The 25,805-nt window shown below is 65.0% G+C and carries 30 protein-coding genes; 26 read left to right on the top strand and 4 right to left on the bottom strand.

Annotated features, from left to right (window positions below; genetic code table 11):
- The first annotated feature begins 11 nt into the window (after positions 1-11).
- The 3 genes from HAP48_RS39785 to HAP48_RS39775 are packed head-to-tail and all read left to right on the top strand — an operon-like array spanning position 12 to position 7,004.
- Complete coding sequence (locus tag HAP48_RS39785; RefSeq protein WP_166205259.1) at positions 12-3,140, top strand: efflux RND transporter permease subunit; 3,129 nt, start codon at positions 12-14, stop codon at positions 3,138-3,140.
- Positions 3,137-6,241, top strand: coding sequence for an efflux RND transporter permease subunit (locus HAP48_RS39780; RefSeq protein ID WP_166205258.1), 3,105 nt, complete (start codon positions 3,137-3,139; stop codon positions 6,239-6,241). The genes HAP48_RS39785 and HAP48_RS39780 overlap by 4 nt, the downstream gene beginning before the upstream one ends.
- 37 nt (positions 6,242-6,278) lie before the next feature.
- A complete protein-coding gene (locus HAP48_RS39775) occupies positions 6,279-7,004 on the top strand; it encodes a tRNA-uridine aminocarboxypropyltransferase (protein WP_166205257.1) in 726 nt (241 codons plus the stop codon).
- A gap of 582 nt (positions 7,005-7,586) precedes the next feature.
- On the opposite strand, the gene HAP48_RS39770 is transcribed toward HAP48_RS39775, so the two are convergent.
- From HAP48_RS39770 to HAP48_RS39760, 3 genes are read right to left on the bottom strand one after another with little or no spacing between them, the layout of a single operon-like run.
- Positions 7,587-7,784: a hypothetical protein gene (locus HAP48_RS39770; protein WP_156928871.1), complete on the bottom strand. Its 198-nt coding sequence runs from the start codon at positions 7,782-7,784 to the stop codon at positions 7,587-7,589.
- A 50-nt stretch (positions 7,785-7,834) separates the two neighbouring features.
- On the bottom strand, positions 7,835-9,130 hold the full coding sequence (locus HAP48_RS39765; protein ID WP_156928872.1) for a hypothetical protein: 1,296 nt from the start codon (positions 9,128-9,130) through the stop codon (positions 7,835-7,837).
- A 2-nt stretch (positions 9,131-9,132) separates the two neighbouring features.
- Positions 9,133-9,387, bottom strand: coding sequence for a hypothetical protein (locus HAP48_RS39760; RefSeq protein ID WP_051346635.1), 255 nt, complete (start codon positions 9,385-9,387; stop codon positions 9,133-9,135).
- A gap of 364 nt (positions 9,388-9,751) precedes the next feature.
- Between HAP48_RS39760 and HAP48_RS39755 the strand changes: the two genes are divergently transcribed.
- A complete protein-coding gene (locus HAP48_RS39755; protein WP_156928873.1) occupies positions 9,752-10,342 on the top strand; it encodes a DUF4118 domain-containing protein in 591 nt (196 codons plus the stop codon).
- Here the strand turns inward: HAP48_RS39755 and HAP48_RS39750 are convergent.
- The gene (locus tag HAP48_RS39750) at positions 10,287-10,625 is read right to left on the bottom strand and encodes a helix-turn-helix domain-containing protein (protein ID WP_156928874.1); all 339 of its coding nucleotides are present in this window, start codon (positions 10,623-10,625) and stop codon (positions 10,287-10,289) included. The genes HAP48_RS39755 and HAP48_RS39750 overlap by 56 nt on opposite strands.
- A gap of 430 nt (positions 10,626-11,055) precedes the next feature.
- Between HAP48_RS39750 and HAP48_RS39745 the strand changes: the two genes are divergently transcribed.
- The 22 genes from HAP48_RS39745 to HAP48_RS39640 all read left to right on the top strand — a co-directional run bounded on the left by HAP48_RS39745 (position 11,056) and on the right by HAP48_RS39640 (position 25,742).
- Positions 11,056-11,355, top strand: a complete 300-nt coding sequence (locus HAP48_RS39745) for a hypothetical protein (protein ID WP_029083913.1) — start codon at positions 11,056-11,058, stop codon at positions 11,353-11,355.
- A gap of 11 nt (positions 11,356-11,366) precedes the next feature.
- A complete protein-coding gene (locus HAP48_RS39740) occupies positions 11,367-11,534 on the top strand; it encodes a hypothetical protein (RefSeq protein WP_166205255.1) in 168 nt (55 codons plus the stop codon).
- Positions 11,531-11,776, top strand: a complete 246-nt coding sequence (locus tag HAP48_RS39735; protein ID WP_035977824.1) for a hypothetical protein — start codon at positions 11,531-11,533, stop codon at positions 11,774-11,776. Before HAP48_RS39740 ends, HAP48_RS39735 begins: the two co-directional genes overlap by 4 nt.
- Complete coding sequence (locus HAP48_RS39730; RefSeq protein WP_166205254.1) at positions 11,773-12,039, top strand: DUF2312 domain-containing protein; 267 nt, start codon at positions 11,773-11,775, stop codon at positions 12,037-12,039. Before HAP48_RS39735 ends, HAP48_RS39730 begins: the two co-directional genes overlap by 4 nt.
- Positions 12,039-12,521: an HNH endonuclease gene (locus HAP48_RS39725; RefSeq protein ID WP_029083915.1), complete on the top strand. Its 483-nt coding sequence runs from the start codon at positions 12,039-12,041 to the stop codon at positions 12,519-12,521. The genes HAP48_RS39730 and HAP48_RS39725 overlap by 1 nt, the downstream gene beginning before the upstream one ends.
- On the top strand, positions 12,518-14,320 hold the full coding sequence (locus tag HAP48_RS39720) for a methyltransferase-A70 family protein (protein WP_166205253.1): 1,803 nt from the start codon (positions 12,518-12,520) through the stop codon (positions 14,318-14,320). Before HAP48_RS39725 ends, HAP48_RS39720 begins: the two co-directional genes overlap by 4 nt.
- Positions 14,317-14,511 carry a hypothetical protein gene (locus HAP48_RS39715; RefSeq protein WP_166205252.1) on the top strand — a complete coding sequence of 65 codons (195 nt, stop codon included), beginning with the start codon at positions 14,317-14,319 and terminating at the stop codon, positions 14,509-14,511. The genes HAP48_RS39720 and HAP48_RS39715 overlap by 4 nt, the downstream gene beginning before the upstream one ends.
- Positions 14,508-15,059 carry a DUF7220 family protein gene (locus tag HAP48_RS39710; RefSeq protein ID WP_166205251.1) on the top strand — a complete coding sequence of 184 codons (552 nt, stop codon included), beginning with the start codon at positions 14,508-14,510 and terminating at the stop codon, positions 15,057-15,059. The genes HAP48_RS39715 and HAP48_RS39710 overlap by 4 nt, the downstream gene beginning before the upstream one ends.
- Positions 15,056-15,262, top strand: coding sequence for a hypothetical protein (locus tag HAP48_RS39705; protein WP_166205250.1), 207 nt, complete (start codon positions 15,056-15,058; stop codon positions 15,260-15,262). Before HAP48_RS39710 ends, HAP48_RS39705 begins: the two co-directional genes overlap by 4 nt.
- Positions 15,262-15,495, top strand: a complete 234-nt coding sequence (locus HAP48_RS39700; RefSeq protein ID WP_166205249.1) for a hypothetical protein — start codon at positions 15,262-15,264, stop codon at positions 15,493-15,495. The genes HAP48_RS39705 and HAP48_RS39700 overlap by 1 nt, the downstream gene beginning before the upstream one ends.
- Complete coding sequence (locus HAP48_RS39695) at positions 15,492-15,698, top strand: hypothetical protein (protein ID WP_166205248.1); 207 nt, start codon at positions 15,492-15,494, stop codon at positions 15,696-15,698. Before HAP48_RS39700 ends, HAP48_RS39695 begins: the two co-directional genes overlap by 4 nt.
- A complete protein-coding gene (locus tag HAP48_RS39690; RefSeq protein WP_166205247.1) occupies positions 15,695-16,195 on the top strand; it encodes an SANT/Myb-like DNA-binding domain-containing protein in 501 nt (166 codons plus the stop codon). Before HAP48_RS39695 ends, HAP48_RS39690 begins: the two co-directional genes overlap by 4 nt.
- Positions 16,182-16,478 carry a hypothetical protein gene (locus tag HAP48_RS39685; RefSeq protein ID WP_176399246.1) on the top strand — a complete coding sequence of 99 codons (297 nt, stop codon included), beginning with the start codon at positions 16,182-16,184 and terminating at the stop codon, positions 16,476-16,478. The genes HAP48_RS39690 and HAP48_RS39685 overlap by 14 nt, the downstream gene beginning before the upstream one ends.
- Positions 16,479-16,535: 57 nt before the next feature.
- On the top strand, positions 16,536-17,789 hold the full coding sequence (locus tag HAP48_RS39680; RefSeq protein ID WP_166205245.1) for a helix-turn-helix domain-containing protein: 1,254 nt from the start codon (positions 16,536-16,538) through the stop codon (positions 17,787-17,789).
- On the top strand, positions 17,786-18,451 hold the full coding sequence (gene nusG / locus HAP48_RS39675) for a transcription termination/antitermination protein NusG (protein WP_166204810.1): 666 nt from the start codon (positions 17,786-17,788) through the stop codon (positions 18,449-18,451). The genes HAP48_RS39680 and nusG overlap by 4 nt, the downstream gene beginning before the upstream one ends.
- A 238-nt stretch (positions 18,452-18,689) precedes the next feature.
- Complete coding sequence (locus HAP48_RS39670; protein WP_166205244.1) at positions 18,690-18,971, top strand: HNH endonuclease; 282 nt, start codon at positions 18,690-18,692, stop codon at positions 18,969-18,971.
- Between the two features lie 80 nt (positions 18,972-19,051).
- Complete coding sequence (locus HAP48_RS39665) at positions 19,052-19,546, top strand: hypothetical protein (RefSeq protein WP_166205243.1); 495 nt, start codon at positions 19,052-19,054, stop codon at positions 19,544-19,546.
- A complete protein-coding gene (locus HAP48_RS39660; protein ID WP_166205242.1) occupies positions 19,546-21,303 on the top strand; it encodes a terminase TerL endonuclease subunit in 1,758 nt (585 codons plus the stop codon). The genes HAP48_RS39665 and HAP48_RS39660 overlap by 1 nt, the downstream gene beginning before the upstream one ends.
- On the top strand, positions 21,303-22,649 hold the full coding sequence (locus HAP48_RS39655) for a phage portal protein (RefSeq protein ID WP_166205241.1): 1,347 nt from the start codon (positions 21,303-21,305) through the stop codon (positions 22,647-22,649). The genes HAP48_RS39660 and HAP48_RS39655 overlap by 1 nt, the downstream gene beginning before the upstream one ends.
- A complete protein-coding gene (locus HAP48_RS39650) occupies positions 22,642-23,511 on the top strand; it encodes a S49 family peptidase (protein ID WP_210292744.1) in 870 nt (289 codons plus the stop codon). The genes HAP48_RS39655 and HAP48_RS39650 overlap by 8 nt, the downstream gene beginning before the upstream one ends.
- 292 nt (positions 23,512-23,803) lie before the next feature.
- Complete coding sequence (locus HAP48_RS39645; protein ID WP_166205240.1) at positions 23,804-24,184, top strand: NUDIX hydrolase; 381 nt, start codon at positions 23,804-23,806, stop codon at positions 24,182-24,184.
- 244 nt (positions 24,185-24,428) lie between these two features.
- Positions 24,429-25,742, top strand: coding sequence for a phage major capsid protein (locus HAP48_RS39640; RefSeq protein WP_166205239.1), 1,314 nt, complete (start codon positions 24,429-24,431; stop codon positions 25,740-25,742).
- Positions 25,743-25,805: the final 63 nt, after the last annotated feature.

Below are 25,805 nucleotides of genomic sequence, written 5' to 3'. Positions count from 1 at the left end.
AGTACGCAGCCATGAGCGTCTCCGAACCGTTCATCCGCCGGCCGATCGCCACCTCGCTGCTCGGCATCGCCCTGATGATCGGCGGCGCGCTCGGCTACTGGGCACTGCCGGTCTCCGCGCTGCCGCAGGTCGACTTCCCGACCGTGCAGGTGTCGACGCAATTGCCCGGCGCGAGCCCCGACGTGGTGGCCTCGCTGATCACGGCACCGCTGGAGCGGCAGCTCGGCCAGATTCCGTCGCTGTCGTCGATGAACTCGACGAGCTCGTTCGGCGTCAGCCAGATCTCGCTGCAATTCGATCTCAACCGCGACATCGACGGCGCCACGCAGGATGTGCAGGCCGCGATCAATGCCGCCGCCGGCATCCTGCCGAAGACGCTGCCGTATCCGCCTGTTTACGCCAAGGTGAACCCGGCGGATGCGCCGGTCATGACCCTGGCGCTGACCTCGGAGACGACCTCGCTGCGGGCGATGAGCGATCTCGCCGATACCATCCTGGGGCAGCGGCTCAGCCAGATTTCCGGCGTCGGCCGGGTCTCGATCCTCGGCGGCCTGAAGCCGGCGGTGCGCGTGCAGGCCGATCTGGCCCGGCTGGCGGCCTATGGCATCGCGATGGAGGATCTGCGCAACGCGATCGCCGGCGCCAACGTGTCGGGGCCGAAGGGATCGCTCGACGGCGCCCAGCAATCCTACACCATCGCCGCCAACGACCAGATCGCGGCCGCCGATGCTTACCGGCCGATCATCATCGCCTATCGCAACGGCTCGCCGGTCACCATCGGCGACGTCGCCCAGATCGTCGACGGGCTTGAGAACGACCGCACCGGCGGCTGGTACCAGGGCACGCCGGCCGTCATCATCGACATCCAGCGCCAGCCGGGCGCTAACGTCATCGACGTCGTCAAGCAGATCCGCGCCGAGATCCCGCGGCTGCAGCGGGCGGTTCCGGCCGGCGTCAAGCTGACGATCGTCTCCGACCGCACCGTGACGATCCGCGCCTCGGTCCGCGACGTGCAATTCACGCTGATCCTGAGCGTCGTGCTGGTGACGCTGGTGGTGCTGTTGTTCCTGCGGTCGCTGCGCGCGACCCTGATCGCCGGCGTCGCGCTGCCGCTGTCGCTGATCACGAGCTTCGGCGTCATGTATTTCGCAGGCTTCAGCCTCGACAATCTGTCGCTGATGGCGCTGACCATCGGAACCGGCTTCGTGGTCGACGACGCCATCGTGATGATCGAGAACATCGTCCGCCACATGGAAGGTGGCGAGACCGTGATGGAGGCCTCGCTGAGGGGCGCCAGCGAAATCGGCTTCACCGTGATCTCGCTGACGGTGTCGCTGATCGCAGTGTTCATCCCGCTGCTGTTCATGTCCGGCCTGGTCGGCCGCATGTTCCGCGAATTCGCGCTGACCTTGACGATCGCGGTGGTGACCTCGGCGATCGTCTCGCTGACGCTGACGCCGATGATGTGCTCGCGGCTGCTCAAGAACATCCATGAGGAGATGGCGGTTCCGGGACTTGCCGCGGTCAGCCGCTTCATCGACCGGATGGTGGAGTTCTACCGTCGCACGCTGCTCTGGGTGCTGCAGCGCCAGCGCGCGACGCTCTTGGTGACTTTCGCGACGATCGCACTGACGCTGATCATGTATGTGCTGGCGCCGAAGGGTTTCCTGCCGCTGCAGGACACTTCCTCGATCACGGCGGTGACCGAGGCGGGCCCCGACGTCTCGTTTGCCGAGATGCAGCGGCGGCAGACCGCGGTCTCCGACCTCATCAAGGCCGACCCGGACGTGGTGGGCGTGGTCTCGGTGATCGGCTCGGGCTCGGTCAATCCGACCACCAATGTCGGCCGGCTGGTGATGACGCTGAAGCCGCTCGACGAGCGGCGCGACGGCGTCGTCAAGGTGATCGAGCGCCTCAAGCAGAGGGTCGCGACGGTGCCCGGCATGACAGTCTACTTCCAGCCGGTGCAGGACGTGCAGATCTCGACGCAATCGAGCCGCTCGCAATACCAGTACACGCTGACTGCGACCGATGCCGCCGAAGTCTCGCAATGGGCGCAGAAACTGGTGGCCGAGATGCGGCGCGACCCGATCTTCCGCGACGTCTCGTCTGAGGCGCAGGAGGGCGGCTTGCGCGCGGCGCTCGACGTCAATCGCCAGCGCGCCGGCCAGCTCGGCGTCAATCTGCAGGGCGTCACCGACACGCTGAACGACGCCTTCGCGCAGCGGCAGATTTCGACGATCTACGGCCAGGCCAACCAGTACCGCGTGGTGCTCGAGGCGCTGCCGATGTATCAGCGCGACCCGTCGATCCTCGACAAGCTCTATCTGCCCGGCGCCGCCGGCGCGCAGGTGCCGCTGTCGGCGGTGGCAACCCTGATCAGGACCACGGCGCCGCTCGCGATCTCGCACCAGGCGCAATTCCCGTCGGTCTCGCTCAGCTTCAACCTGGCGCCCGGCGAGGCGCTCGGCGACGCGGTCGAGGCGGTGAAGGCGATCGAGAGCAGGATCGGGATGCCAAGCAGCATCGTCGGCATCTATTCCGGCGACGCCGCCGAATTCGCCCGCTCGCTCGCCGGACAGCCGTGGCTGATCCTGGCCGCGATCATCACGATCTACATCGTGCTCGGGGTGCTCTACGAAAGCTACATCCACCCGATCACCATCCTGTCGACGCTGCCCTCGGCCGGCGTCGGCGCCATCCTCGCCCTGATGCTGTGCGGGCAGGACCTCTCGGTGATCGGCCTGATCGGCATCATCCTGTTGATGGGCATCGTCAAGAAGAACGCGATCATGATGATCGACTTCGCGCTCGAAGCCGAGCGTCACAAGGGCATGTCGTCCTATGACGCGATCGTGCAGGCCTGCCTGCTGCGGTTCCGGCCGATCATGATGACGACGCTGGCGGCGCTGTTCGGCGCGCTGCCGCTCGCGATCGAAAGCGGCACCGGCGCCGAGCTGCGCTTTCCGCTCGGCATCTCGATCATCGGCGGCCTGCTGCTGAGCCAGCTGCTGACGCTGTACACCACGCCGGTGATCTATCTGGCGCTCGACCGGCTCAATCGCCGGATCGAGCGCGCCGTGCCGGAGGCAGGTCCCAGTGGCCCGCCGATCGCGGGCGCCACCGAGGGCATGCAGTGATCTCGATCTCGGAGCCCTTCATTCGCAGGCCGGTGGGCACCACACTGCTTGCGATCGGGCTGTTTTTGGTCGGGATCGTCGCCTATCAGTTCCTGCCGGTGTCGTCGGTTCCGAATGTCGACTTCCCGACCATCCGGGTGTCGGCGTCTCGGCCCGGCGCCGATCCCTCGGTGATGGCCGCGACCGTCGCCGCGCCGCTGGAGCGCAAGCTCGGCACCATTTCGGGGGTCGACCAGATCACCTCGACGAGCTCGCTCGGCACGACCAGTATCCAGGTGCAGTTCTCGATCGGCCGCAATATCGACCGCGCCGCGCGCGACGTGCAGGCCGCGATCAACGCCTCGCTCGCCGATCTGCCGAGCGACCTGCCGTCGCTGCCGAAATTCCGCAAGGCCAATCCGGCCGCGGCGCCGGTGTTCGTGCTGGCGCTGACCTCGAAGACGATCTCGACCAGCGCGATGTACGACGTCGCCGACACCGTGCTGGCGCAGCGCATTTCCCAGGTGCCGGGGGTCGGGGAGGTGACGGTCAGCGGCGCCGACCAGCCGGCGGTGCGCATCGCGCTCAATCCGGTGTCGCTGGCCAATGCCGGGATCGCGACCGACGACGTCCGGCTTGCGATCATCAATGCCAATCCGCTCGGTCCCGTCGGCATCTTCAATGGCGACCGGCTGAGCGAGACGCTGTCGATCAACAAGCAGATGCGCACCGCGGCCGAATTCCGCGACATCGTCATCAAGAGCTCGAACGGCAATTTCGTCCGCCTCTCTGATGTCGCCGAGGTCGAGGACTCCGTCCGCAACTCGCGCTCGATCGCCTGGTTCAACAAGCAGCCCGCGGTGCTGATCCAGATCACCAAGCAGGGCGACGCCAACGTCATCGACACCGTCGACAATGTTCGCAAGCTGCTGCCGGAACTGAAGCAGTGGATCCCGGCCGGGGTCGAGATCTCGACCCTGGTCGATCGCACCGGAACCATCCGCGCCAGCGTCGAGGACATGCAGTTCACGCTGCTGGCGACCGTCGTGCTAGTGATGGTCGTGGTGTTCGTGTTTTTACGCCGGATGGTGCCGACGATCGCCGCCGGCGTTTCGGTACCGCTGGCGCTGGCCGGCACCTGCGCCGGGATGTGGCTCGCCGGCTTCTCGATCGACAATCTGTCGCTGATGGCGCTCGCGATCTCGGTCGGCTTCGTGGTCGACGACGCGATCGTCATGATCGAGAACATGTATCGGAATCTCGAGCAGGGCATGGCGCCATATCCGGCCGCGGTCGAGGGCGCCAAGCAGATCGGCTTCACGGTGCTGTCGATCTCGCTGTCGCTGGTCGCGGCCTTCACGCCGCTGATCTTCATGGACGGGATCGTCGGCCGGCTGCTGCGGGAATTCTCGCTGACGCTGGTGTTTGCGATCGCGGTCTCGACCGTGGTGTCGCTGACGGTCACGCCGATGATCTGCGCGCACTACATCAAGGAGGCGACCTCGGATCACGCCACCTGGTACGACCGCGCCATCGAAGGCACGCTGTCCCGGGTCGTGGCGTTCTATGCCCGGACGCTGCGGAGTGTGCTCGGATACCCCTGGCTGACGATGGTGGTGTTCACCGCCACCGTGGCACTGACGGTGGTGCTCTACGTCAAGACGCCGAAGGCCTATTTCCCGACCGACGACAGCGGCTTTGTCATCGGCTCGACGCGGGCCTCAGCCGATATCTCGTTTCAGGCAATGCTCTTGCTGCAACAGCGGCTCGCCGACATCGTGATGGCCGATCCGGCGGTCGCCGGCATCGGTTCGTCGGTCGGCTCCGGCGGCGGGCCGGGCGGCGCCACCTCCAACCGCGGCACCATGTTCATCAGCCTGAAGCCACCGGAGGAGCGCGGCGGGCTTTCGACCACGCAGGTGATCGACCGGCTGCGCCGCAATCTGTTCATGGTGCCGGGCATCCGCCTGTTCATGTTCGCCGCGCAGGATATCCGCACCGGCGGCCGGCAGAGCGATTCCGACTACCAGTACACGCTCGCCTCGACGGATCTCGATCTGTTGCAGAAATGGGCGCCGATCGTCGCCAAGCGGATGGAGACGGTGGAGGGCATCACCGACGTCTCCTCCGACCGCGATCCCGGCGGCCTGCAGCTCAACCTCGTGATCGACCGCAAGACCGCTTCCAGCCTCGGCGTCCGCGTCCAGGACATCGACAACGCGCTCAACAACGCCTTCTCGCAGCGGCAGATCTCGTACATCTACACCCAGCGCAACCAGTACATGGTGGTGCTCGAGATCGATCCGAGATTCCAGAGCGACCCGTCGAACCTCGACCGCATCTATGTCGCCGGCGCCAATGACGTTCAGGTGCCGCTGTCGGCGCTGGTGCACTACCAGCGCGGGCTGTCGGCACTCGCGGTGTTTCACTCCGGCGGCTTCCCCTCGACCACGGTGTCGTTCAACCTGCTGCCGGACGTGCCGCTGGAGGTCGCGACCACCAACATCCAGCAGGCGGTCAACGAGCTGCACATGCCGGAAGGCATCCGCGGCAGCTTTGACGGCAATGCCGGCGACTTCAACAAGACCAGCGGGCGCCAGCCGCTGCTGATTCTGGGCGCGCTGGTCGCGATGTATATCGTGCTCGGCGTGCTCTATGAGAGCCTGGCCCATCCGATCACGATCATCTCGACCTTGCCGTCGGCCGGCCTCGGTGCCTTGCTGGCGCTGCAGGTGACCAACACGCCGCTGACGGTGATCGCCTTCGTCGGCATCATCCTGTTGATCGGCATCGTCAAGAAGAACGGCATCATGATGGTCGACTTCGCGCTCGAGGCCGAGCGGCATCAGGGCCTGTCGTCTCGGGATGCGATCTTCGAGGCCTGCCGGGCGCGGTTCCGTCCCATCCTGATGACGACGATGGCGGCGCTGTTCGCCGGCATTCCGCTTGTCATTGCGACCGGCCCGGGCACAGAGCTGCGCCGGCCGCTCGGCATCACCATCATCGGCGGCCTGTTCGTATCGCAGATCCTGACCCTCTACACCACGCCGGTGATCTATCTCCTGATCGACCGCCTACGCCGGCGCCCGGCGCCGTCAGGCGTGCACGCGCCCGCGGAATAGGTTGAATTGAACGGCTCCGCGCGCGTATAGCGAAGCGATGTCCGAACCAACCGAAGCAAAGACCGAGATTGCCGCCGAGATCGAGGATTGCCCGCATTGCGGCAAGCCGCTGCCGCTCTGCATCTGCGACAGCGTCACCCCGATCGAAAGCCGCACCCAGCTCCTGATCCTGCAGCATCCGCAGGAGCAGGACAGGGCGCTCGGCACCGCGCGGCTGACGGCGCAACACTTCAAGAACGCCGTGGTCCGGATCGGGCTGTCCTGGCCGAGCCTGTCAAAGGCGCTCGGTCGGCCGGTGGCCGATCCGTCACGCTGGGCCGTGTTGTATCTCGGGTCGGCCAAGGTCGAGGATCTCGATACCGATGCCGAGATCGTCGCGATCAACCGCAAGGGCGAGCTTGAGCCGCATCAGCGCGCCATCCTGTCCGACATCGAGGGCATCGTGCTGCTTGACGGCACCTGGAGCCAGGCCAAGGCGCTGTGGTGGCGCAATGCCTGGATGCTGAAGTGCCAGCGGGTGATTCTCGGGCCGAAACGGCCCTCGCGCTACGGCCAGCTGCGCAAGGAACCGCGGCGCGACGGCCTTGCGACCATCGAGGCGGCCGCGCTTCTGCTGGCGGGGCTGGAGAAGCGGCCGGATATTGCCGCAACGTTGTCAGGTAGTTTCGACCGGATGCTGGCAAAATTCCGCGAAGTACAGGCGGAAATGCCGGAATTGGCGCCCAAACCGAAGAAACGGGATTTCCGCAAGCGCCGGCGCTAGCTTCCAGCTTGGTTGCCTATCTGAGAGAGGGCGTATATGAAGCGCCGCGTGGGGCCACGTGGCGGAGTGGTGACGCAACGGTCTGCAAAGCAGATGGGTTTGCAAGCAATTTCAACGCCAAGTTCTGAAAACGGGCGGTTTTTGCCTCATTGATCTTGCTGGATTATTTTCGAGTTTCAGAACTCAAGAACGGTCGCGGCTCAAGAACGGTTATAAGCCGACTACCTTTTTCGCAAAGTCGACCGGCTTGAAATTCAGCGGGTCGCATCCTGCGCCGACCGCCATCGCGGGAAAGGCGAACGTCCCATTGGTTATGTACGACCGACGACCGGAGCGAGATTAGATCGAGTTCAGCTTGGATGGCCGCGTGATGTTCGATTCCCTGCCAAATATGCATGTTGGGAATCAACCGGCCCTCCAAACGAACCTATGTTCCGAACCGCGTGGGTCCAGTCATTTCAGCGATCAGATCGCGGCGTGGAACTTGTGCTACATTGTCAGAGATCGGCTTCTCCTCGGCGCAACCGCCATACGGGGCGCACATGATGGCGGTCTGGCATTCGCTCATCGTTCGGCGGCAAATCATCTAACTAACCCTCCTAGACGCCGAAGGATCTTGCGCTCCCGGCGCGCACGGCGCTCCGGGGTGATGTGGATCACCTGGGCGGGGCCGAGCACGACCGTGCGGATAGTAAGGGTGACGTTTGGCCTCGTCAGTTCATCGCAAACCGACGCCACGAATTGCAAAGGCGCGAACGCTAAATCAATGAAAAATAACATTTTTGATCTCCTCGGCATTAAAACTATAAAAACTAGGTTGCGTTCCTCGGTCATGACCGCTTGCGCGATGCCGGCGCCTCGATCGCCGGCGTCGACTCCGCCCCAGCGTCCATTGACGCCCGGTGCGCATAGCGCTTCCGCGTCGCCGCCAGGGCCCGTTTCTCGGTCCGTTTCGCATAGCCCTCATAAGCCTTCGACTTGTGCCCTGACAGCGCGCGGCCCTGGCCATCGGTCAGCTCGGCTTCCTCGAGCTCGGTCATGCCGCCGTGCCGGCAGGCGTCCAGCGTGAAGGTGTCGGGCAGCCCGAGCGCCTCGCGCAGCTTGCGCACGTGGCGGGCCATGGTATGGATGTCCCAGGTGGTCGCAACGTGCTTCGGCGTGCGGCCGGGCTTCATGATCAGGCCGGTGGCGAGCTTCGGCAGCTTCGCCAGCACCTGCTCGGCCTCTTCGTAGAACAGCACCTGCTCGCCCTCAACGGCCTCCTCGAGCGGGTGCAACACCATCTCGCCGGTCTTGTGGTGCTCGATCCGGATCTGGTTGGGGTGTGACTGCCCGCGGTACCCGGTCCATGTGACATAGCCCGCCAGCACGTTCTCAGGCCGCTGCAGCCATTCGAAGCAGATCACGGCTGCAGCGGCGGGCTGAACCTGACCGAGCCCTATGGCACCCCAGGCGAAGGCGTAGACGTCCTCTCGGGACACGGCCGGCTTGGTGGCGTGCTTCCGCTTCTCCATCGCGACGCCGTCCCACGGATTCCATGCGGGGCCGTCGATGAACATCGCCGGATGCAACCGCTGCACGGCGCGCCAGGCGTGCCGGCATAGGACCACGACCTTCTCGGCCGAGCGCGGCCGCTCCGACTTGCCCTTGCGCACCGGCGTGGTGCGGATCTTCTCGTAAAGCTTGTCGGCGACCACCGGCGTGATCGACGTGACCATACGGTCGCCGACCCGGATTCCGGACGCGCCGACGAGATCGGCGAGCAGATCCATCGTGATCTCGTAGTCCGGCGCGGTGCGCTTGGAGACACGGTTCTTCCAGTCGGTCGAGGTCTTGTAGGTCCTGAACAGCCAGTCGACGGTGCCGGCGCGGATCTCGACCTTTGGCTTCGGCGGCTCGCCAAGCCGTATCCGGTCCCAGTCGTCGAACAGGCCATTCAGGACGGCCGCACGGCCGCCGGCGCCGTCCTTGCCGCAGGCAGCCTCGTAATCGTCGCCGAGTGCCGTCTCGTGCTCCCCGTGCAGGGTGCAGCCCTGGCGGCGGTAATGGGTCGGCAGCGTCCAGTAGTAGCGGGTGCGGCCTTTGACCTGCTTGGTCAGCACGAAACGGGGCAGGGGGCGGCTCACGGTCAGAAATCCGCCGCGACGTCCGCCGCGGTTTCGTTTGCGCAAGGCTGGCCTGCTTGGGCCATTGCCCTGTCCAGCTCCGCTGTCAGCCATATCTGACGCCGTCCTCTCTTGATCGCGGGCTGCGGGTAGGTTCCCGCTTTCACCTCACGCAAGAAAGACTCAACCGAGATCTCGCCGCAATAGCCGGCGGCCATGGCGGCCGGCTGGCGCGGGGGATAAACGCCGGGGAGGAGGGCCGCGGGGCGATGGGTCATGCGAAATACTCGATGCCGTCTGGCGTCTGCCAGTGCTCCCGAAAGCGCCGCATGCCCGCCTCAACGGCGATGCCGGCGCGGTAATGAATCGTGGAAGGGGCTCCGTTTCGCGCGATGCGTGCGCGGGGCGGAATTGCAACAGGTTGAGGAGCCGCGCCGCTTGAATCTTCTGGTTGCATAGGGGCGGCTGTGACCTTGTCACTCAATCCACACCCGTAAATTTGCGGTGTAGGCATCCGGTTGATTGTCCCACTAGAAACATTCGCGTTCCCGGCTCGAATGCCGGGAGCCATGGATAATCACAAAACGTGAATATTTGCAACGCCAGCATTAACGGCGTGTGAATGCCAGTGGAAAAACAACAATGAAAACACTTATGTCGAGCCGCCCGCGGTCATCGGAGGCAAACCGTCACCTTGCTTTGCAGCTCGCGATCCAGCTGCCTTCTGATTCTGCCGAGGATGCGCGGCAGGTCGTCGACGAGCTCGCCGTCCTGCTCGAGGGTTACATGACGGCGCCGGGGCCTCGGCCGCTATGGGAGCGGCAGGTCATGGCGCTGGATCCGCCATACCGCGCCGGGCTGGCGCTGTTCTGGACCGTGGCGCTGTTCCTGCTGGTGATGCCGGTCGCTATGGCGCTCGTTTCGCTGGTGGGTATCCAGGCGGTTGAGATCCCACTGATGGCGCCGCTGGCGGCCGGCTGTTCGATGGTGTTCGGCCGGCGCTATGGCGTCCTGGTCGGCGTCCTGGCCGGCGTCGCGCATAATCTGCTGATCGTGCCGCCGGCGCTCGAGCTATCTATTCCGACAGCGCGCGAGCTCGTCTTTGGTGGTTGCTATGCCGTCGCGGCGATCGTGGTGCCGACCATTGCCAGGCACTCGGCGGCATTGCGCGCGGCGGCTATGAGCGCTTGCGTGCGGCTCGCTCCAGCGCCTGGATCGCCGTCGCCAGGTTGACCGGGACGTCGTTTGCCATGCCGCGATAGATCCAATTGAGGCCGACGCCGGTCGCCTTGCAGACCTTGAGGGCGGCGTCGATCGTGATGCGCCGCCCGCCGACCTCATAGTTATTCCACTGCGGCCCATCGATCCCAACCAGGCGGCACCAAGCCGCCTGGTTTAGCTTCATGGCTTCACGCGTCCGCTTGAGGCGATGCGCAACTGCCTCGGTGTTCTCGGGATTTTGGTCTGCTGCTTTGGCCGCCATAACGAGCGGCAATGTCGCTGATGCTGCCAACATTTACCATTTACCGAATGTGAACCGTTTGGATCTTCACAATATGTGAAGTACGTTCCGGGCGGCATGAATGATTCGCGGTTCAAAAAATTGAGCAGTGCAAGGGAAGTCGTCGACGCGGTCGGCGGCACCTTCAGGGCTGCTGCTCTCGCAGGTTGCAAACCGCCGGCGATTTCCAACGCGATCGCCCGCGGCTGCCTGCCTTCCACGACATTTCTGATTTTCGGGGCCGAGCTCGCGGAGCGCGGCCTGACGGCGCCGCCGGAGCTCTGGGGCATCCGGCCGGCGCCGCGTCGCAAGCGTCACTAACGGTTTTTCGCGCAGGGGCAACATGGGGCGAGAGGCTACACAAGTTCCGGCCGGGAACGCAAAAAAGCGGACCGGCCAACAGGCCGGGACAAACCGGCCAGCTGGCCGGACGATCGCGCCGGCGATGCAGGTTTTCCGCAGGCTTTTCCCGCATCAGACCGCGGCCGAGCTCGCGATCCGAACCGGCGCCGAGATCCGTCATTGCGAGCGCTGCCTCGCCGGCGATCGGGATCTCGGCAGCGCCTTCCAAGCCAAGCTGCTGCAGTCCGACGTCGGCGACAAGATCCTCGACGCGATCATGGGCGAGGCGCGGCCGGCCTGGTGGGTCGGATTCAAAAAACAGCTCGAGCTCTCGAAACTGGTCAAGGCGCAGGCCGAGCTCGGCCGGCAGATCGAATCCATGCAGCGCGGCATGGCGGATTAGTGGGGCAATCCATGGAGCAAAACACCCTCGCTGGCGTCGACGTCAACGATCTGCGTTTTCTCGTCATGATGGGGTGCGTCCTGCTCGCCGCCGCGTTCGCCGCGGTCGGCGCCGCGATGCAGCCTTTCCTGGATCGCCGCCGCAACGCCGGCGCCGGTTTCCGCAGGGTGCGTCGATGAGCGGAAAGTCAGCCGTCCGCGCCGTTCGCGCCGTGCTGTTCGGTCTCGAGCGCAATCGCATCATGGGCGCGATCCGTCTGCCGATCGTCGCCGACGACGACGTCCCGCAGCTCGTCATGCTCGACGGCGAGCCGTTCCTGCGCATGCCGACGCCGCCGGCGTGGGAGCGAAAAGACGTCGTCTGTTACGCGCAGACGCGGCCGTTCCGCGTCGACGGCGGCCTGCTCGAGGCGATCGCATGACCAAGAAACCAGCCGCAGAAACTCGCGCGACGACGATCGCAAAAGACCAGCTGAAATCGATCGTTGAGCGCGTCGAGCGGCTGATCGAGGAGAAAAAGACGATCTCCGACGACATCAGCGACGTCTATGCCGAGGCCAAGGGCAACGGTTTCGACGTCAAGGCGCTCCGCGCAATCGTCAAGCTGCGCAAGCTCGATCCGATCGAGCGCGAGGCCGAGGAGGCGATCCTCGAGACCTACATGCAGGCGCTGGGAATGCTTTGATGCACGGCTGTTTCGCAAAGACGCGCGAGGAGCTCGAGGCATCGGCGGACCTGGTCGACCTGACAGGCACGCCATGGCGGCGGATCTGGCTATCGGCGCGCGAGCCGATCTGGACGCTGGTCGACGCCGTCGATTACGCTTGGCTGTCGGAAAAGATCTGGAACGTCTGGCACGCCGGCCGCGGCGACTGGATGCGCTACGCGAAGCGCAACGTTGACGTCTCGCGGGCGACCGTCCGCATGCATCGCGAGATCATGGTCCTCGCCGAGCCGCGAGACGAGGCTTACCTGCGCTCGCATTTCGTCGACCATATCAACGGTCAGACGCTCGACAACCGCCGCGCAAATCTGCGCTGGGCAACCAAGCAAGAAAACGCAGCCAACCGCCGCAGGCGCGGCTCGGCGCCGTCGCTCGAGGACATCGTCCGCGAGCTCGTCGCCGGCCTGCCGCCGCAGCCTCAACTCGAGGAGATCCCGTTTTGACCGAACTCGTTCGCTATGAGGCCGCGCGCAAGGCGCTGGCCGAGGCCGTCGCGGTCGACGAGGTCCAGGAGATCCGCAGCCAGGCCGAGGCAATGCGCCACTACGCGCGCCAGGCGAAGGATCGCGACCTCGAGATCCAGGCGGCGCAGCTGCGTTTCCGCGCCGAGCGGCGCCTCGGCGAGATGATCGTCGCGCAAAAGGAAACGGTCGGGCTCAATACCGGATCGCGCGGTCAGCTGCGGGGCCGGAACGTTTCTGGCGGTTCGGTTTCGGAACAGCCAGAAGATGACCGGCCGACGCTTGCCGAGGCCGGGATCGACCGCAAACTGTCATCGAAGGCGCAGCGCCTGGCCGCGATGCCGCCGGCCGAATTCGAGGCCGCGCTCGACCGTCACCAGGAGGAAATGCGCGCCGGCGCCGGCCGCGTCGCGATGGACCTGGCCAAGGTCGGCGCCGAGGAAAAGGGCAGGGAGCATCGCCGCGGTCTGGCGCAGGCGCTGTCTGACGCCTCGGCGCTGCAGCCGACCGGCCGCAAGTATCCGATCATCTACGCCGATCCGCCCTGGCATCGAAACCAGGGCGTGACCAGCCGCTCCTATGAAAACCATTATCCGACCATGCCATGGGCGGACATCTGCGCGCTGCCGGTCAGGGACATGGTCCTGCCGGACGCCTGGCTGTTTCTCTGGATTCCGCGCGCCCATATGCTCGCCTGGCATGAGGCCGAGATCGAGGCGACGGATCTCCGGACCGGCGAGGTCATCATGGTCCGCGTCCAGATGCCGCTCGCCTCGGCCGTCGCGTTGTCGTGGGGCTTTGAGGCGTATTCGACCGCGTTCGTCTGGACCAAAAACGACGATGAGCATCCGGACGAGGCCGGCGGCGCCGTCCTGGTGCGCGACCAGGACGAGATCCTGCTGCTGTTCAAGCGCGGCAAGGGCCTGCCGAAACCGGCGAGCGGCGAAAAGTTCGGCTCCAACCATCGCGAGCGATCGCGTCCGCTCGGCCACTCGCGCAAGCCGGAGCATTACCGGCGCATGATCGAGGCGATGGGCGGCGGCGTGCCGGTGCTCGAGCTGTTCGCCCGCGTCGACGCAGAGAATCCATTGCCGGCCGGCTGGGATGCGTGGGGTAACCAGGCGGAGGCGGCAGAAATCAATTCCCAAGCGATCGCGGGCGAGAGCTCGGCGCCTGACGGGGGGCCGGCGGGTATAAAACCGCCGCGCGATCGGACTGCCGATGGTCAGTCATCGGACGAGGCCGCAACGGGTAGCCATAGCGCTGCGGCCTCACATTTAGCGGACGCCGGAGCTCACGCCGGCGATCCAGCCCTTTCGGCCGATGTTGCCTCGTTGCCGATCGGGGAAGTCGTTTCGAGCGTCGCCGTTACCGGCCGCGCTGATGCAGCCGAGCCGCCGGCGAACCGACCTGGACGCGACCTTTCCGATGACGGGCTCGATATCCCGGCATTCCTGCGCCGGACGCCGAAACCGGCTCCGGCGCTCGTCGTCGCGCAAACTGAAATGGATCTCGCGCGCCGCGATCGTGCTGCGGCGGAGGTCGTCGACGGCAAGCTGCAAACGCGATTGCCGCTGACCGAGGACGAGCTCGACATGCAGGCAGCGCTGCTCGCGATCGACGCCGGCGAGACGGTTTCCGACGACATGGTCCGGCACCTGGTCGGCGCCGGTTTTGCGCATTGCTCGACGTCGAGCGTCAAGGTGACCGGCGCCGGTCGCGAATTCCTCGCGCAGCTGGTCGCATCGCCTGCGCAGCTCGAGCTCGAGGCGCGCGCGTGACCGACAAGATCGCACTGTTCCGGCAGATCGCTGCGGTCGAGACCGAGATCAAAGATCGACGCAGCGGCGCGCGCGCCAAGCTGAGCTCGGCCGCGGCGGTTTATCAACGCGACGGCCTCGAGGCCGCCGCGAATACGCTGCGCTGGCTGCAGCAAAACGAGGCAAGCATCAAAGGGGCATTGCGGCAATGAGGCAAACGAAACTGGCATCGCTCGCGGAGAGCACGATCAACGTCGTTGTTGGCTTTGGCATCAGCCTCGCCGCCCAGATCTATTTCCTGCCGCTGCTCGGCGTCAGAGTCTCGATCGCGCAAAACGTCACGTTTGCCTTAATCATGACGGCGATCTCCATCTGCCGATCGTATCTGCTGCGCCGGCTTTTCGAGGCGCTGCATATCCGCAGGCCGCTGTCGCCGTTCATGCAAGCCGTTATTGCCGAGCGCTTTCGCCAGATCGAGCGCGAGGGTTGGTCGACCGAGCACGATGACGGTTACGATCGCGGCACGCTGGCGAAGGCCGGCGCCAGCTACGTTCTGCATGCCGGCACGGAATCGCCGGCAGTGCCGCACGAATGGCCCTGGACGCGCGAATGGTGGAAGCCGGCCGGCTATCGGCGCGACCTGGTGCGCGGCGTCGCCTTGGCGATCGCCGAGGGCGAGCGGTTCGATCGCAATCGCAATCCGACCAGTGTCCCGGCTCGATTGAGGCGACCGCTTGCCGCGCAGGAGCTCCGGCAATGACGCAACTTGAGATCGCCGCGATCGCGGTCGGCGCGTTTGCGCTGTTCATGTTCGGTTATTCCCTTGGCTGGGTACAGCGCGGCTGGTCTGCCCGGCGTGACGAAGCGTTCCGTACGGCTTGGCTGCCTGGCGAGCGTCTTGAACGCGTCGCCGGCGATGTTGGCGGCGAGGATCTCGAGGCGCGCGTCCGGAGGGTGGCGTGATGAAAGTCTCAGCCGATCCGCGCGACCCGAATTATTGGCGCGAGCATTTCTCTGACTTGCCAGTAACCGTCACGCTCGACGATTGCGAGGTTCACAACGTCGTCTATGCAGACGATCAGGCCGGCATCGTCGAGGCATTTCCAATTGACTATTTGGTCTGCGAGTGCGGCGAGCAAGTGATCTCGCGGCTGCTGTTCGGCAAGGTGGCGATCGTCGGAGCTCGGCGCGCATGAGCTCGACGCGGCACAAGTGGGGCGAGAAGGTCCGATTTCCGCTCAAGACCGAACAGCAGTGCATCCGATGCGACATGGTCAAGGTCGGCCGCCGTGAACGCGGTCCTGCCGGCTATTGGGATGAGTTCTGGCGCGACGAGGAGCGCATCCATTGCACGGCGACGCCGGCCTGCGACGCGCGGCGCGAGGCAGTCGCAGCATGACCGAGAAACGCAAGCGCAATCCGGTCTGGACGGATATCGAGGACGCAAAGCTGCTGCATGCGCGCGACGTGCTGGGCGTGCCTTGGAGCAAGATCGAGCAGCATATGCCGGGCCGATCGCGGGGCGGCTGCGAGCGCCGCTATTACACGGATTTGCAGACCGACAACCTCGCGACGCGGCGGAATTGGAAGGCACGGGGGCTGCGGCCGCCGAGGCCGCGGAAACCGTCGACGCCTCCGAGGCCTGTCGTTCCGGCGATCGTGAGGACGCTCGTCGAGGTACTGTCGCCGTCGATCGCGCCGGCCGCGCCTAAGCCCGTCATCGTCCAGGACAAGCAGGGGACCGCGGCGCTGGCCGGCCTGCGCGAGCGTGCCGAGCTGCTCGCCAGGATCGCCGAGCGCGGCCTGACGGGCGGCGTGCTCGGAGATCCTCCGCCAGGCCGCAGCGCGCTCGACCAGCGCAGGGCGGAGCGCAGGGGCGGCAATGCCTCGAGCTAACGCGATCGTGCGCTGCCTGGCCGCCGGAGGGCCGCCGGCGATGGCTCTCGCCGACGTGATCTGCCAACTAGTCGTCAAGGGTGCCGAGCTCGGCGAGCTCGAGGAATACGAGATCCCGGATCTCGACGCGGTCGCGGCCGGCGTCGTCGATCCGCCGCGGCTCAAACGGCGCCGTTTCCGCCGTGACTGGCTCGAGCGGATCTTCGACGCGATCGAGCTCGACGCGTTCTCGCGGCTGCCGGCGCGCGACATCGTCGACCGTCTGCTGCAGCCGCGGCCGTGAATTTTCAGTGTTTGTTGCGTCAGCGTCTCCCGAAAAATTTGCTTAGGACGTGAAACCATGACGACCGCGAAACGGCGCCGCCGCATCGCTGCCGACGAGGCGCATAGTTGGGCGCGCAATCTGCGCCTGCGAAATATTCAGGCCAAGATCCTGTTGAGCATGTTGACGCTCTACGTCGACGCCGAGGGGACCTGTTTCGTCAGCATTCCCTCGTTAGCGGAGGATTGCGAGATCTCGCCGCAAACCGTTCGCCGGCGCCTGGCCTGGCTGCAGGAGATCGGCGCAATTTCTCGTCAGGACCAATGGATCGACGACCAGGGCAACAGAAACGGCAACGGTCGCGGCAAGCGGACAACCGACAAGATCCGGCTGCTCTATGACGTCGATCCGGAGCTGATCGAGGCGCGCGCCGCCGGCCGTGCGGTTGCCGAGGATCTCGACGAAACGATCGCCGGCGAGGGCGAATTTAGCCCTACCAGCCAGATAGGGCTAAATTCGGAGGTTAGCCCTGCGCCAGGACTCCGCCAGCCCTACCACTCGGGTAAGGGCCTAATCTCTGAACCTGAACCGGAAGATCCCCCTAAGTCCCCCTCCGGGGGATTTCCGGACGATCACAAAACGATCGAGGAAGGCGAGCCCGTCGAGTTCGCAGCGGCATTCGAGAGCTATGTCGGCCATGAGGTCATGCGGCGCGACCTGGCGCTCGAGGAGTTCCGCCTCCTGACGCAGGAGGATCGGGCCTGGTGCGGCCATGCCGTGCCGCTCTACATGGCGAAACTGCGCGAGCTCAAACAGCGCCGGCCGATGAATTTTCATCTGTGGGTGCGGACGCGAGGTTTTCGTGAATTCCCTGCGCCTGGTGCTGCGCCGGCAAAGGCGGCGCCTCCGCAACGGCGGTTCGTGCAAGGGGGCGAGCTCAAGGGCTTGGCGGTGGCGATGCAGATCGCCGAACGGCGCGAGTTGCGCATCTTCAGCGAAAAGGATCTCGGCGAGGGCGTCTGGGTGCAGCGCGGGCCGCAGGCTGACCTGGCTGCAATGGCCGAATTTGCGGGCACTGATCGCGACGCGTGGCAGGTCGTCGACCAGGGAACGCCGCAGTTTGCCGCCTGGCGCGATCGCCTGGCGCTCTGGATCGGCGCCGAGCCGCACGCCGAGCGGATCTTTCTCGAGCCGTTTGATCCGAGCGTTCACGGCGTCTCGGCGTCGCATCCAAATTTCCGGTTGAGGAAGGCAAAGCAGGGATTTCGCGTGCCGGCGCCGTGGCCGCCGCGACGCGATGGAACGTGGCAGGGCGCAGGGGAGAGCGAATGAACATGCAATACCGCAAGGGGCAGATCGTTGGATATGTCGAGACCAACGATCGATTGGCGGTGCCGGCGACGCCGGCGAGCTGGCGCGTGCTGCAGGTCATGCCTGGCCGCGACGCGAAGGTCATCAAGGCTTTCGGCGAGCGCTGCATCAGCGGCTGGTCGCCGACCGTCGTTCATTTCGTCGAGCGCGGTAGCGGTCAGGTGGCCCGGCGTCCGCATCTCGGCCGGCGGATCGAAAAGCCGTTTCTGCCTGGCCTGATCTTCCTGCCTGATTTCGAGCTAGGTCGTCTCGCCGAGATCCGCAGCATTCCTGACGTCGACAATCTGCTCGAGTTCGGAGAGCTGCGATCGTGGCTCAACGCGACCGAGATGCAGCTGCTGCGCGACATCGTCAAAATCGAGAACATGCTGCCGTCACGGCGCCGATGGGCACTTGCGCAGCTGTTCCTGCGGTATGGCTTCATCACGGTCGCCGAGGTCAAAGACGAAACGGAAATGAGAGTAGGGCGCGAGATCCGCGTCGCCGATGGCCTGTTCTCCGGCTTTCGAGCGCTGATCGAGCGAGTTGACTCAAAAGGCCGACTCAGCGTCTTAGTCAGCGACGGAAAGCACGGCGTCAAGGTAAGTGGTTTGACCGAGGCGCAGATCGAGCTGATCGACTAATTCGCGGTGCGGTGCATGCGCGGCAGCTCGGCTAAAAGTGCAGAGCCTGATTCCAGGCGGACGCGCGGAGCGCGCCTCAATCTTCGCCAGATCCAACGCCGATCGCAGCTGGTGCGGTCGGCGTTTTCATTAGCATAGGTTGCGCGGTAGCGCCTCGCGCTATCGCTGCCCTCCTTGGGCGTTTCCTCCCTAGACTTGAGGCCGATCATCGCAAGGTGGTCGGCCTTTCCTTTTGTGGATGACGCAGCCGCCCTGGAAAGCCTGGTACAAGCTCGCGCGCTGGCGAGCGCTCCGCCTGCGCATCTTCCTGCGCGATCTCTACACGTGCCAGCGCAAGGGCTGCGGCAGGGTCGAGCCGAATACGTCGCTCTTGGTTTGCGACCATGTCATCCCGCATCGTGGTGATGAGCGCCTGTTCTGGGATGACGGCAACCTGCAGACACTTTGCAAGGCATGCCACGACAGCGCCAAGCAGGCCGAGGAGCAGGCGAGCCTGCACACGCGCGGCGTCTGGGATTGAGAGGGGTAGGGGGTGGGCATTTCCTCCGAGGGTGCCTCTCCGCGGACCGGCCCATCTCACACTGACGGTTTTTTTTCATCATGGCCGATGTTTTCGACCTGTTCGGCGATCCGGTGCCGTCCAACTGGGGGCAGCGCGGCCGGCCGGAGCATGTGCCGAGCCAGCAAAACCGGAATCGTGTCAGCCTGTTAGTCGCGCTCGGCTGGAACAACGCACGGATTGCGTCGGCGCTCTTCATCACGCAGCCGACGCTGCGGAAGCATTACTTTTCAGAGCTCAAATTCCGGGACGTCGCGCGCGATCGCTTGGTCGCACAGGTCGGCGTCAAACTGATGGACGGCGTCAACGCCGGCAACGTCTCGGCGATCCGGGAATTCCAGAAGTATCTCGAGCGCAACGATCTCATGCTGTACGGCCAGACGCAGAAGCCAGCCAAGGCGGCGCCAGCTGAAAAGGCGCCGGCCGAGAAGATCGGCAAGAAAGCCGCCGCGCTCGCCGCCGCGCACCAGCCCGACGCCGGCACGCCGCTCGGCGAGCTCATGATGCGCCGTCAGCAGGCAGGGACCTCGCACTGATGCTGCCCTCAATTGAGCCCGCGGCGCCGGCCGCTGCAACGTGGGATCTGTCCCGAGTCGATTGGGCCGAGCGCATCCGCGACGGCCGCTCGCTCATGCCGGATATGCCGCTGTTCGCCGGCGAGGCGGACATGGCGCAGGCGTTCTATGACGAGATCCAGCTGCCTGACGTGCCGGGCAAGCCGAAGATGCGGACCGCGTCCGGTCCGTGGTTTCGCGAGCTGGTGCGCGCCGCGTTCGGCAGCTGGGATGCGGCCAACCAGGTCCGGCATATCCGCGACATTCTCGCGTTGGTGCCGAAAGGATCGTCAAAAACGACCAACTCGGCGGCGCTGCTGATCGTCGCGATGCTGATGAACTATCGGCCGCGCGGCAAAGCGCTGTTTGTCGGTCCGACGCAGGCGATCTCGACGCGCGCCTATGACCAGGCGGTTGGCATGATCGAGGAGTCGCCGGATCTGAAACGGCGCTTTCGCACTCACGATCATGAGATGATGATCGAGGACCTGGTCACCAAGGCCGAGGCGCAGGTCAAAACTTTCGACGTCAACATCCTGACCGGCGCGATGGGCCTGTTTTTCGTGCTGCTCGACGAGATCCATCTGCTCGGATTCAACGCAAAGGGCGCCAAGGTACTGCGCCAGATCCGCGGCGGCCTCGACAAGACGCCGGAAGGCCTGCTCGTCATGACGACGACGCAGAGCGATGACATTCCAGCCGGGATCTTCAAGTCGGAGCTGAAATTCGCGCGCAACGTTCGTGACGGGAAGTATCGCGGCAAGGTCATTCGGCCGATGCTACCGCTGCTGTACGAATTTCCGCCGGATATCGCGACGCTGACGCGCGAGGAGCGGAAAAACGGAGTCGAGCCGCGCTGGATGAACCCGGTCAACTGGCCGATGGTGATGCCGAACCTCGGCCGTTCTGGTCCGGCCCTGGCGGAGCTCGTCGCAGATTGGGAAGGCGAGCGCGACAAGGGCGAGGAAGCGATCCGGATCTGGGCGTCGCAGCATCTCAATATCGAGATCGGCCAGGGCATCAATAACGAGGGTTGGGGCGGCGCGGATCTCTGGGATGCGCAGGTCATCAGGGGGCTCGACCTCGACGCGATCCTGGCGCGCTGCGAGGTCGTCACGATCGGAATCGACTCCGGCGGCCGCGACGACCTCCTCGGCCTGGCGGTGATTGGCCGCGAGCGCGGTACGCGGCATTGGCTGTCCTGGTCCTACGCCTGGGCAGATCCGATCGTCCTCGAGCGGCGGAAAGACATCGCGAACCAGCTGCAGGATTTCGTCGAGGAAGGGTCGATGACGATCGTCGACATGGCGGACGCGATCGCAGATCTCGGCGTCCTGGTCGCTCGCATCGTCGCGAGCGGCCTGCTGCCGCAGAAAAACGGCGTCGGCATCGATCCGAATCAGGCGGCGGCGATTATCGAGGCTTTGACCGCTGTCGGCGTGACCGACGACATGCTGCGGCGTCTGCTGCAAGGCCCGGCGCTCGCGCCGGCGGTCTATGGCCTCGATTTCAAGCTCGCCGATGCAACCTTCTGGCATGCCGGGCAGGGTCTTATGTCCTGGGTTGTCGGCAACGCCAAAACCGAGCGCCGCGGCAATGCCGACATGGTGACCAAGCAGGTCGCCGGCTCGGCCAAGATCGACCCATTTATCGCATTGCTCGAGGCCGCGATCCTCATGAGCTGGAATCCAACGGCCGGCTTGCTCGTGACCGGCGCCGACATCCTGACGGTGGTCTGATGGGAATTTTAAGGAGCGGGCTGGGCTCGGCGTTCCGCGCCGTCGCCAATGCGTTTGATCCTGGCGCGCCGCGCGGCATGTCAGATCCGCAATATTGGGCGGATTTCGGCGGTCGCATGTCGCTCGCCGGCGTCGACGTCAGGGACAGCAACGTCAGCCAGCTCGGCGCCGTCCAGGCGGTGCGTCACGGCCTTAGCTCGGCGATGAAATCGCTGCCGGCGTCGGTTTATCGCCGCGGCGCGAATGGCGCGCGCGAGGCGCTGCCGGATCATCCGGTGACCAGGCTATTTGCAGCCAGGCCGAACGGCCGCCAGACGCCGGCGGAGCTCGTCGGCGAGCTCGCCTGGAACGTTTCTTATTATCGGAATGCCTATTGCGCGATCGTGCCGCCAGGCGATCCGCGCGCCTCGAATTATTACGCAGTCGGAGGCCTCGAATGGCTGCATCCGCGACGCCTCGCGCTGGTCGAGCGCGGGATCGACGGCCATCTGTATTACACGTTCAATCCGCCGGCGACGATCGTCCAGGGCGCGCAGCTCAAAGCGACGACCTATCGCGACGACGAGCTATGGCATATCCGGTCGAATCCGCTGCGCGAGGACGGATTGCTCGGCGAGCCGATTTTCCATAGCGCGCGCCACGTATTTGCGCGCGCGATCGCCGTGCACGACTACGGGGATATCTGGTTCAAGAACAACGGCCAGTCCGGCGGCACGCTCGAGCATCCCGGCGTGTTCAAGGACAAGGCCGATCGAAACGAGTTTCTCGAAAACTGGCGCGCTGCCGGGACCGGGATGAACCGACACAAGGATCGGCTGCTGACGCATGGCGTCAAATATAGTCCGATCAAGGTGACGAATTCCGAGGCGCAGCTGCTCGAGACCGAGGACGCGGCCGACACTGCAGTTTTCGGCCTTTGGAGCTATCCGCTGCATCGCGCCTCGCGCCTCAAGCGCGCGACAAACAATAACGTCGAGCAGCAGTCGCTCGATTTTGTCGTCGGCTGCGTCGCGCCGCTCGCGATCGAGATCGAGCAGGGCGTCGAGCGGGATCTGCTGCTCGACAACGAAAACGGAAATCTGTTTTTCGAGTTCAATTTCTTCGGCCTGCTGCGCGGCGATCTGCTGAATCGTTATCGGGCCTATCTGATCGGCCGCCAGGGCGAATGGTTGTCTGCGAATGACATCCTGCGGTTTGAGAACATGTCGCCGCGGACCGATCCCGGCGGCAATGAGTACAAAAACCCGCTGACAAAGGACTCCGCCGGTGGCGCGCAGGGCGGCGACGATAAGGGCGGCGCCGGCGGCGGCTCGAGCTCTCCAAACGAGGACGGCAACAATGATTAAGATTGAAACCGCGGCGCCGGATCTGCGCCAAGTCCTGACGCAGATATCGTCAATCGACGCCCTGGTCGCGCTCGAGGTGTCGGCGCTCGCCGATTGCCTGGCTCGCGCCGAGCAGCGCCAGGCGCTCGTCGCAGCCGCGGCGGCGCAGGCCTCGAGCTCGGCGAGCAAGATCGCGCTGGTCTCGGTCGCCGGCGGACTGACGCCGCGCGGCAGTTGGTTCGGCTCGAGCCTGTCCGGCATTGCCGCGCAGGTCACGCGCGCGGCCGATGACCAGGACGTCGCCGGCATCGTCCTCGACGTCGATAGTCCTGGCGGAACGGTTTCGGGGACGGTCGAGGCGGCGACTGCAGTCGCTGCAGCAGCCGCGAAAAAGCCGGTCGTCGCGATCGCAAACACGCTGGCGGCCTCGGCGGCCTATTGGATCGCCTCACAGGCCGGCGAGCTGGTGATGACGCCGTCCGCGGACGTCGGTTCGATCGGTGCGATGATCATGCACCAGGATATTTCTGGCTGGCTCGACCAGGTCGGGATCAAGATGACGATCGTTCGCTCAGAGCAATCGCCGAATAAGAACGAGGCGCATCCGTTTGCGCCGCTGTCGGACGAGGCGAGGGCCTATCTGCAGGGCCGCGCAAACGAGGCTGGCGCGGATTTCGTCAAGGCGGTCGCGAGCGGCCGGCGCGTGTCGCAGACCAAGGTCCGCGAGGAATTCGGTCAGGGCCGCATGGTCGGCGCGCGCGAGGCCGTCGCGCGCGGTATGGCCGACCGGATCGCAACGCTCGACCAGGTGATCGGCGGCATGCTGCAGCAGCGCTCGCCGCGGCCGAACTCGCGCCGGCGATCGGCGCTGGTATTTGATTAGCCGGGTCGTGCGCATATAGGCGTAGAGCGGACATGGCTCGACCGACTCAGAAACGCCTGCAAATGACCCCAAAGCGGACTACTGAGGTAGCTTGGCGAATGTCCTTTGGAAGCAGGAGGATGCTGATGCGCCCGCAGTCCCTTCTCGCAATAGCCGTTCTGGTCGCCATGATCGGACTTGGGGCTCTCGTCGTTTACGAGTATGTGCCCCATTAGCTTTAAGCCTGCGGAAACTGAGGCCTAACCCATATTGTGCTATAGTTGCTCACCGATTCTGGTCGGCGAAAATGGAAATGGCGAAGTCCTCAAAACTCATAGCCGTAAAGCGCGGTAAGGTTCTTTTGGTGCGGCGCAAGAGTGACCGGCTTTGGATGTTTCCTGGCGGTCGCAAGCGGCCACGCGAGACTGACAAAGACTGCCTGCGAAGAGAAATCAAAGAGGAGCTACCCAAGCTCAAGCTCGGGCGCGTCCGGCTCTGGAAGGAAGTAAAATCAAAGAACCGCCGCTCAGGCAGAAAGATGAGCGACGCGATCTTTGTCGCCAGAAAAACATCCGGTCCCCTGACCATTGGCGACAAGAAAGAGATCGACAAAGCCATCTGGCGTAAGCCGCGCGGCATTCGACTTACGCCCACGTCCCGGTATGTCAGGGACAAGCTCTTTCCGAAAAAGTAAGGCCGCCTCAGTTGGCGGCTCTCTCATCTTCGGTTCATGTCGCCTGCAGTTCATTGGTGAAGAGCGGACGCGCGTGTCCGGTTAGCGCGCCCTAAGGCGGCCGCTCACCCATTGCAGGCCAGCCGCCGAGGCCTTTTCATTTCAATTCCTGAGTTGCTCGACCCGCGCCGTCGCCTGGACAGCGGGAACGCGGGCTCTTTCTCCGTCCAGGCAAACCACACAACCAACCAGGAGTCACAGATCCATGCGAGTGGACATCAAGCAGCTGCGCCAGGCCCGCGCCAACAAGGCAAAGGACGGCAAAACCGCGCTCGAGCAGCTCAACGCGCTGCAGGGCAAGGCCAATCCTACCGAGGCCGAGACCGCGCAGGTCGGCGAGCTCGAGACCAAGGTCGACACGCTCGAGGCCGAGGTCGCCGAGCTCGACAAGCAGATCTCGGCCGAGGAAAAGAAGCTGCGCCGGACGGCACTGTTCGGCTCCTCGACCGCGCTCGGCGGTCCGGCGCTGGCGACCGTCGTCAACGACATCAATCCGGAGCGGACCGGCGGCTTCCGCAGCGTCGCGGAATTCGCCGTTTCGGTTCGCAATGCCATGACCGGCGGCGGCCTCGATCCGCGTCTCGGCGCGGCGCCGAGCAATTTCCAGCAGAACCAGGGCGGCAGCGGCGAGGGCTTCCTGGTGCCGACCGAGTATCGCGAGCAGATCTGGGCGCTCGTTTTCGACGACCAGAACCTGCTCGGTTTCTGCAATCCGGAGCCGACGCAGGGTAACTCGATCGCGATCGCAAAGGACGAGACCACGCCCTGGGGCGCGTCCGGCGTCCAGGCGGCCTGGCGCTCCGAGGGCACTCAGCTGATCGCGACAAAGGCCGCGATGACCGGCGAGATCATCCAGCTGCATGAGCTCTATGCCTTCGTGCTGGCGTCGCAGGAGGTCCTCGACGATGCGCCGCGGTTGCAGAACCGCATCTTTAACCAGGCCGCAAACGCGATCCGCTGGAAAGCGTTTGAGGCGGTCATGACCGGCGACGGCAAGGGCAAGCCGCTCGGTTTCATGAACGCCGCCGCGCTGGTGACCGTCTCGAAGGAAGCGGGCCAGGCGGCCGACACGATCAACGTCGCGAACGTCCTTAAGATGTATTCGCGGCTGCTGCGGATGGGCGGCCGGCCGATGTGGCTCGGCAATTCCGACATCCTGCCGCAGATCGGTCAGCTGACGATCGGCAACGTGCCGGCCTGGCTGCCGCTGAATCAGCCGCTTGCCGGCGCGCCGGATGGCGGCGTTTTCCTCGGCCGTCCGCTGATCTTCAACGAGCACAGTGCCACGCTCGGCGACCTAGGCGATCTGACCTGCGTCGACCTCTCGGGCTATGCGCTCGCGACCAAGGCCGGCGGCGGCATCGATTTCGCCGCCTCGATCCATCTGTTCTTTGACTACAACCTGGCGGCCTTCCGCTGGATCTTCCGGATGGGCGGTCAGCCTTACCTGTCGGCGCCGGTCGCGCCGGCCAAGGGCGCTAACACCAAGTCGCATTTCGTCGCGCTCGAGGCGCGCTGATCGAGCTCGGCGAGCTCGTCGGACAATGACGGCGCGCCGGCTGGCCGGCGCGAGTAACAGCCG

Origin of the sequence: Bradyrhizobium septentrionale (assembly GCF_011516645.4) — a bacterium.
Classification (GTDB): Bacteria; Pseudomonadota; Alphaproteobacteria; order Rhizobiales; family Xanthobacteraceae; genus Bradyrhizobium; species Bradyrhizobium septentrionale.
This window is presented reverse-complemented; position numbering and strand designations above follow the sequence as displayed.

Coding starts and splice junctions, on each gene's coding strand:
- HAP48_RS39665 (WP_166205243.1), top strand. CDS start 19,052: ATGGCCGATGTTTTCGACCTGTTCGGCGATCCGGTGCCGTCCAACTGG.
- HAP48_RS39710 (WP_166205251.1), top strand. CDS start 14,508: ATGAGGCAAACGAAACTGGCATCGCTCGCGGAGAGCACGATCAACGTC.
- HAP48_RS39775 (WP_166205257.1), top strand. CDS start 6,279: ATGTCCGAACCAACCGAAGCAAAGACCGAGATTGCCGCCGAGATCGAG.
- HAP48_RS39740 (WP_166205255.1), top strand. CDS start 11,367: ATGGAGCAAAACACCCTCGCTGGCGTCGACGTCAACGATCTGCGTTTT.
- HAP48_RS39680 (WP_166205245.1), top strand. CDS start 16,536: ATGACGACCGCGAAACGGCGCCGCCGCATCGCTGCCGACGAGGCGCAT.
- HAP48_RS39730 (WP_166205254.1), top strand. CDS start 11,773: ATGACCAAGAAACCAGCCGCAGAAACTCGCGCGACGACGATCGCAAAA.
- HAP48_RS39640 (WP_166205239.1), top strand. CDS start 24,429: ATGCGAGTGGACATCAAGCAGCTGCGCCAGGCCCGCGCCAACAAGGCA.
- HAP48_RS39750 (WP_156928874.1), bottom strand. CDS start 10,625: ATGTTGGCAGCATCAGCGACATTGCCGCTCGTTATGGCGGCCAAAGCA.
- HAP48_RS39760 (WP_051346635.1), bottom strand. CDS start 9,387: ATGACCCATCGCCCCGCGGCCCTCCTCCCCGGCGTTTATCCCCCGCGC.
- HAP48_RS39670 (WP_166205244.1), top strand. CDS start 18,690: ATGACGCAGCCGCCCTGGAAAGCCTGGTACAAGCTCGCGCGCTGGCGA.
- HAP48_RS39650 (WP_210292744.1), top strand. CDS start 22,642: ATGATTAAGATTGAAACCGCGGCGCCGGATCTGCGCCAAGTCCTGACG.
- HAP48_RS39770 (WP_156928871.1), bottom strand. CDS start 7,784: ATGTTATTTTTCATTGATTTAGCGTTCGCGCCTTTGCAATTCGTGGCG.
- HAP48_RS39705 (WP_166205250.1), top strand. CDS start 15,056: ATGACGCAACTTGAGATCGCCGCGATCGCGGTCGGCGCGTTTGCGCTG.
- HAP48_RS39725 (WP_029083915.1), top strand. CDS start 12,039: ATGCACGGCTGTTTCGCAAAGACGCGCGAGGAGCTCGAGGCATCGGCG.
- nusG (WP_166204810.1), top strand. CDS start 17,786: ATGAACATGCAATACCGCAAGGGGCAGATCGTTGGATATGTCGAGACC.
- HAP48_RS39660 (WP_166205242.1), top strand. CDS start 19,546: ATGCTGCCCTCAATTGAGCCCGCGGCGCCGGCCGCTGCAACGTGGGAT.
- HAP48_RS39645 (WP_166205240.1), top strand. CDS start 23,804: ATGGCGAAGTCCTCAAAACTCATAGCCGTAAAGCGCGGTAAGGTTCTT.
- HAP48_RS39695 (WP_166205248.1), top strand. CDS start 15,492: ATGAGCTCGACGCGGCACAAGTGGGGCGAGAAGGTCCGATTTCCGCTC.
- HAP48_RS39745 (WP_029083913.1), top strand. CDS start 11,056: ATGCAGGTTTTCCGCAGGCTTTTCCCGCATCAGACCGCGGCCGAGCTC.
- HAP48_RS39655 (WP_166205241.1), top strand. CDS start 21,303: ATGGGAATTTTAAGGAGCGGGCTGGGCTCGGCGTTCCGCGCCGTCGCC.
- HAP48_RS39690 (WP_166205247.1), top strand. CDS start 15,695: ATGACCGAGAAACGCAAGCGCAATCCGGTCTGGACGGATATCGAGGAC.
- HAP48_RS39755 (WP_156928873.1), top strand. CDS start 9,752: ATGAAAACACTTATGTCGAGCCGCCCGCGGTCATCGGAGGCAAACCGT.
- HAP48_RS39700 (WP_166205249.1), top strand. CDS start 15,262: ATGAAAGTCTCAGCCGATCCGCGCGACCCGAATTATTGGCGCGAGCAT.
- HAP48_RS39685 (WP_176399246.1), top strand. CDS start 16,182: ATGCCTCGAGCTAACGCGATCGTGCGCTGCCTGGCCGCCGGAGGGCCG.
- HAP48_RS39785 (WP_166205259.1), top strand. CDS start 12: ATGAGCGTCTCCGAACCGTTCATCCGCCGGCCGATCGCCACCTCGCTG.
- HAP48_RS39735 (WP_035977824.1), top strand. CDS start 11,531: ATGAGCGGAAAGTCAGCCGTCCGCGCCGTTCGCGCCGTGCTGTTCGGT.